The sequence below is a fragment of the Sphingopyxis sp. L1A2A genome (assembly GCF_005502465.1).
Classification (GTDB): Bacteria; Pseudomonadota; Alphaproteobacteria; order Sphingomonadales; family Sphingomonadaceae; genus Sphingopyxis.
The window spans coordinates 1-4606 of record NZ_SCOT01000064.1; the positions used below are offsets into that span (position 1 = coordinate 1).

Genomic DNA, 4606 nt, shown 5'->3' on the forward strand with positions numbered 1-4606 from the left:
CCCCCCGCATCCTGCCCATAATGGCGCAGGCAGAACATCAGCAGCGCATCATTGTGGCGACGGCGAAAGCCCATCAGCTTGCCCGCCACGAACACCGGCACCAGATAGCCGTCGATCGCGCGCTCGAACGCGATGTCCTTCAACCGCGCGACCCCGAAATCCAGCGCCGCCTCCCACGCCCGCCGAAAGCTCTCCGCGCCGGGCGCGCGCCGCAGCGTATAGCAATTCACCTGCGCCATATTGACCATCGCCGCCGCGCGCGTGACCGACCCGGTATCGGCCAGCGCGGCGATAAACGCCTTCTGCCGCTCGGGCGTCCACCCGTCGTGCCGGTATTTGCGCGGCACCGGCGTAAAATCAGGCAACGGCGGCCGCGCCTCCTTCGCAATCGGGGTGCGGTTCTGCATGTTGAGTCCTCCTGTCCAAAACCAACCTCCCCGCGCGCCGATCGCACCGCGCGCAGCCTGCGCTGCGCGGGTAGAAACGGCGGAGGCCGAGGCCAAACCGGACAGGATATGTCAGACGGGAATTTTGTAGGAAAGGACTTTGTTTATGGTTTGTTCTCTATGTCGTGAGCTAACCACTACTGACGAAGTTTCAACTTCCGCCAGCCTGCCTCAATTCGATTTGGAGGATTTCGTGCTTGCTCCTGACCCCGCTCCTCGCCAAACTCATAGCTTGGGGGAACTAATCATGTCCGAGGCATTCGACATTTCAAAATTTACGTCGGGCGCTCAGCCGAGTAATCAGTACCAGCGTCAGTTGCAGCGTTTGCGCGACGTTGGCAATTCGACGGAATGTATTGAGTTAGCTGTTCAAGGTGCGCTCAAAAATCTCTCCGGTCCGAGTCAGAAGTCATTCGTTGTCTATGGCGAGCCGCAAAGCGGTAAAACCGAAATGATGATTTGCTTGACCGCCAAACTTCTGGACGAGGGCTATCGTTTTATCGTCCACCTCCTCAATGACAGTGTCGATCTCTTGGGGCAAAATCTGGGGCGGTTTCATAGTTCAGGATTGGCACCATCCGCCCAAAATTTCATGGAGATTGTTGATCCGGCTATAGATGTTAAGGCTGGAACATTTATCGTTTTTTGCAAGAAAAACGGAAACAACCTTCGCGATCTCATTAACAAAATCGGAAAGATGCCGAAAGTCGTCGTCATTGATGATGAAGCGGACTATGCTACGCCAAATTCTTTAGTAAATAAGAATGACAAGACTCCGATCAATGAATTGATTGGTAAAATAATTGGTGAAACGGGACAATACATTGGGGTAACCGCAACACCTGCACGACTAAATTTGAATAACACATTCAATAACGATTCGAAGTTGTGGGTTAAGTTTCCGCCACACAGGATGTACACAGGGCAAGACGATTTCTTTCCTATGAATATAGATGAGATCGGTATTGCGGGCCTAAAATATAAACTCTACTTAATGCCAGATAAAAATGATGATTTTCGACATGAAAGAGCCGCCCTATTTCGGTTCATGATAAATGCTTCGCACTTGAATCTGACCAATGTCGAAGAAAAAAATTATTCACTTTTAGTTCACACAAGTGGAAAAAAGATAGACCACAAGGCGGATTTAGAAAATATTAGAAAGATATTTTCAGTTTTGTCAGATCAAAAAAGTGGCAAATTTGCAAAATACCTTAAAGAAATTTGGGATCTAGCGAAGTCGACTTATTTAGATGTTTCAGCCGATGATATTACGCGATACGTTCTCTCTAATATTAGCAGGAGAGCTATTATAGTACTCAACAGCGAGGCGGCGTTTAAGAATTTTGGGGGAAGCGCAACAAACCCGTCAGCTTTATTCACGGTAGTGATCGGCGGAAATATCGTTTCGCGAGGAGTCACTTTCAATAATCTTCTCAGTATGTTTTTTACAAGAGACGTAAAGAATAAGCTACAGCAAGATACATATATTCAGCGGGCTCGAATGTTCGGGAGTCGAGGTGCATATTTGGCCCATTTCGAACTGACAATCCCAATTTCTCTTTATGCAGACTGGCACAGGTGCTTCGTCTATCACCGCCTAGCGCTAGCATCTATTGATAGCGGCTTGGGCTCCCCGGTGTGGATCGCGGACCAGCGGATTGCAGCGGTGGCAAACGCCAGCGTCGATAATTCGACGGTTGATTTGGACCGCGGGGAAATGAGCTTCGCGATTTTCGATTTCACTTCGGAGATGGACGACATTGCAGCCTCTTCTCTCTCCGCTGCCGACAAAGTGAATCAGATCGCAGACAAGTTGGGAGATGCTGCTTTTCCTCGCTATCTCCGAGAGTTCATTCTGCACTCGCTTTCTCGCGGAAAAACAGCGCTCAAAGTCTTTCAAAGCGCAGGCATGTTCCCGAGCATGAGCGAGCAGGAAAAGGCTGACATCCAAAGAAGGCAGGGTTTCCTTACCATCCGTGATGGCGACAGAGCTGGAAACACGGTTCATTTCCTCCGCGTATTTAGGAATGATGCAGGAAAGGCTCGACTTTTTTACAAATTCGATGGCTCAGTGCAGTTCATAAAGAATCTGAAATGATCGGAGAATTTGAGCGATATCACGGAGCGGCAATTAGGGAACTTATTGTCGGATCAAAATGCCCGCTAAAAATCGAAACCTATGATGATAGGGGGCGCGTCAACACATACAGAATCAACGATTCCTTGGGTGTTCACATAAAGCATAGTTCCAAACGCCTGCCGCCTTGGCAGTTTACGTATCTCGGTGAAAATTTGTCTGAGATTGAGCGGTTAGCAGAACGCTGCAACAGCGTTTGGCTAATTCATGTATGCGGCCAAGATGGCGCAGTCGCCCTTTCCCTGGTAGAATTTCGGTCTGTTAATCCGATAAGTGCTGAAACAACTAGCTTTGTCCGAGTGGATCGTGATCGAAATACGATGTATCGGGTCAACGGCACAGGAGGCAAGCTTTCGCGTCCGAAACGGCGTGGCCTGCACGATATCTTTGACGAATTGCAGGGCCAGACATGACACCATCAATACATCCTTTCCCGGCGCGGATGGCGCCAGAGCTTGCTTTGAAATCTCTGGAGAGCTTATCGTCGGGAATCGTGCTCGACCCTATGACGGGATCGGGAACGGTCGCCCGGGTAGCAAAGCAACGCAACCTTGATGCGATCGGCTTCGACCTTGATCCCTTGGCCGTCCTCATCAGTAAGGTAGGGACTACGCCGGTAGATGATGACGTCCTTACTAGCTGGGAAGCAAGATTTCTAGACATTGCTAAAACAGTCGATGCAGACAAGGTCTCTCTCCCGTGGATCGACGGCGACCCAGGGGCTGAACGATTTGTTACATATTGGTTTGGAGAGCCGCAGCGTCGTGACTTGCGTAGGATCGCCTATCTTCTTTCTAACAGCGACGAAGTTGGTCTCCCGTCGGACGTTGCAGACATATGGAGGATCGCCCTAAGCCGTATTATTGTAACAAAGAAACAAGCTGCATCGCTCGCTCAAGATACATCGCATAGCCGGCCACATCGCGTCTCTCTGGAATCAAGTTATGACGTGATTGCAGGCTTTGCGAAGTCGCTTCGAGCTGTCCGAAAGCGCGTTTCAGCGATTCCAAATCAGGGAAGTGCTACTATAAGTAGAGGTGACGCTCGAAGAATGTCGGGACTAGCCGATGAAAGCATTGATGCGGTTTTAACATCCCCCCCCTACCTTAATGCTATCGACTATATGCGCGGGCATCGTATGTCGTTGATATGGCTGGGCCATCGCTACGGCGAATTGTCAGCCACAAGATCAGCCAGCATTGGAAGCGAGCGTAAGCCCGACAGTCCATTCGATCAAAACGCATTCCAGTCGATCAAGGATGCGATGGGTTCGGTGTCATCTCTGCCCAGTCGACACCAAGGTATGATTGAACGCTACGTCGTTGATCTACATGCAATGGTTGCTGAGATAGCGCGGGTTATGAAAACAAGAGCCACCGCGACCTTCGTTATGGGTAATTCCTGTCTAAAGGGGGTCTATATTCAGAATTCTGAGGCTATTGCCCAAGCAGCGAACATCATCGGTCTTAAGATGAAGGCCAAGATCGAAAGAGATCTCCCTGCTGGCAGTAGATATTTGCCTACGCCGACATCAGGCGCACTCAGTAAACGGATGCGCAAGGAAATCATTATGACTTTTGCAAAAATCTGAAAAGCGGCTAGCTTGACGTCCCACCGCTCCCACAGGCCCGGCTCCCCGACCTACTACCCTCCGTTTACAATGCTGACAGACGGGGTTGGTCCCGACTTTTCGGCGAACGTCAGTTCACTCCAGCTGTCTTCAGTGTCCATACGGTTGCGGTTGCACGGCGCGGCATAGACGCGCCACGGCTATGCCGCGCAGGTTCTGGTCGATCTGCGCGAACGGGACATTATTGGGCCGCACATAAAGAAAAACCGGCGGCCTTTGGGGCCGCCGGTCTGTATCTTATGCCGCTTCCTTCTTGCGCGACGCCTTCTTGCGCTCGTTCGGGTCGAGGATCGCCTTGCGGATGCGAATGTTTTTCGGGGTCACTTCGACCATTTCGTCGTCGTCGATGTACGCGATCGCCTGCTCCAGCGTCATCCGCTTCGGCGGGGT

The 4606-nt window shown here is 50.9% G+C and carries 4 protein-coding genes and 1 pseudogene; 3 read left to right on the plus strand and 2 right to left on the minus strand.

Annotated elements, in window-relative coordinates:
* A pseudogene (locus FFS68_RS17650) lies at positions 1 to 407 on the minus strand (hypothetical protein); the annotation flags it as partial.
* A 286-nt stretch (positions 408 to 693) separates the two neighbouring features.
* On the opposite strand from FFS68_RS17650, the gene FFS68_RS17655 reads away from it, so the two are divergent.
* The 3 genes from FFS68_RS17655 to FFS68_RS17665 are packed head-to-tail and all read left to right on the plus strand — an operon-like array spanning position 694 to position 4177.
* Entirely contained in the window at positions 694 to 2547 is a 1854-nt protein-coding gene (locus FFS68_RS17655) for a Z1 domain-containing protein (RefSeq protein WP_137754510.1), read from the plus strand.
* Positions 2544 to 2999, plus strand: coding sequence for a hypothetical protein (locus FFS68_RS17660; RefSeq protein WP_137754511.1), 456 nt, complete (start codon positions 2544 to 2546; stop codon positions 2997 to 2999). Before FFS68_RS17655 ends, FFS68_RS17660 begins: the two co-directional genes overlap by 4 nt.
* The gene (locus tag FFS68_RS17665) at positions 2996 to 4177 is read left to right on the plus strand and encodes a site-specific DNA-methyltransferase (protein ID WP_137754512.1); all 1182 of its coding nucleotides are present in this window, start codon (positions 2996 to 2998) and stop codon (positions 4175 to 4177) included. Before FFS68_RS17660 ends, FFS68_RS17665 begins: the two co-directional genes overlap by 4 nt.
* Before the next feature lie 276 nt (positions 4178 to 4453).
* On the opposite strand, the gene FFS68_RS18265 is transcribed toward FFS68_RS17665, so the two are convergent.
* A partial coding sequence (locus FFS68_RS18265) for a hypothetical protein (protein WP_171003951.1) occupies positions 4454 to 4606 on the minus strand: 153 nt, incomplete at its 5' end.